Raw genomic sequence first — 1177 nt, forward strand, 5'->3', positions numbered from 1 at the left:
TGTGTGGTGGACGGGGTGTTTGAGGAGGTGGCAGGCGAGGGCAGCGCTGATGCCGCAATGCAAGTCTCTGCGTCAGGTGTCGTATTCCACCCTGCCACCGGCATCGATGCGACACCCGTGGCACAAGTGCAGACCACACTGCAAAAACGTATCCTGCGCGCCTTTGTGGGCCGTGGGCTGCTGGAGAACTTCGAGGCAAAAGAGATGCTGGGGTACAAACACAGCGGTTTCTCGGTGGATGCCGGGGTGTGCATTGAATCCCACGACCGTCCAGGCCTTGAGCGGCTCTTGCGCTATTGCGCCCGCCCACCCTTTGCGATGGACAGGCTGCGCAAAGAGGGAAGCAAACTGGTGTACCGCTGCGGCAAGCAGCGCAGCGAACCCACCAGCGACAAGCGCGGTGCCAAGGTTGATGAGCTGCACCTCACACCGCTGGAGCTGATCGACCGCATTGCCGCGCTGGTTCCCCCGCCACGCACCCACCGGCACCGCTATTTTGGCGTGTTGGCACCCAACTCGCCGCTCAGGGCTGCGGTGACGGCGCTGGCGACACCGGCGCAAGCCGCTCCCGTGCTGGGCGCGTCGATCAGCACGGGGGAGTGCGCGCCTGGTGTGGTACCGATGAGCAGCGCGCTGCCATCCCAGAGCGAGCCGGTGCTGCCCAAGCGTGCAGCGCACTACCTGTGGGCGGTGCTGATCGCCCGCATCTACGAGGTGTTCCCCCTCTTGTGTCCGCTGTGTGGCGGGCATATGCGCATCATCGCGTTCATTACGCACAGCGCTGACATCCGGCACATCCTGGACCACATCGGGGCAGATTCAGAGCCACCCCGCATCTCCCCGGCGCGCGGGCCACCGCTGTGGGATGACTGTAGTGATGCGCAGATGGATGACGGGGCGCAAACCGAGCCAGCAGACTGGGACCTAGCGGCGCAACCGGCACCGGACTTTGAGGTCGATCAGCGCATCAGTTGGTGAATGAACAAAGCGGCGATTTTGACTTGCCGCGAACTGGCTCTGCGCCCGGTACACGCCGAGCGCCGCAAATCACTCTCCTGAACGCCAAACCCTGGTGGTGAACCTGACACCTGGGCGGGAAAATCGAGTGTCTCAGCCGGCTTGATGGCGCTTCCGCGGTGCGATACTTGGCCTCATGCGGTTAAAACGCCTATCCGTT

Annotated in this window: 1 protein-coding gene; it reads left to right on the forward strand. The window is 63.6% G+C overall.

Features of this window, described 5'->3' with window-relative positions:
• A partial coding sequence (locus BLW02_RS19425) for a transposase (RefSeq protein ID WP_208859765.1) occupies window positions 1–978 on the forward strand: 978 nt, incomplete at its 5' end.
• Window positions 979–1177 lie beyond the last annotated feature (199 nt).

The organism is Acidovorax soli (assembly GCF_900107605.1).
In the GTDB taxonomy this organism is placed as follows: domain Bacteria; phylum Pseudomonadota; class Gammaproteobacteria; order Burkholderiales; family Burkholderiaceae_C; genus Acidovorax; species Acidovorax soli.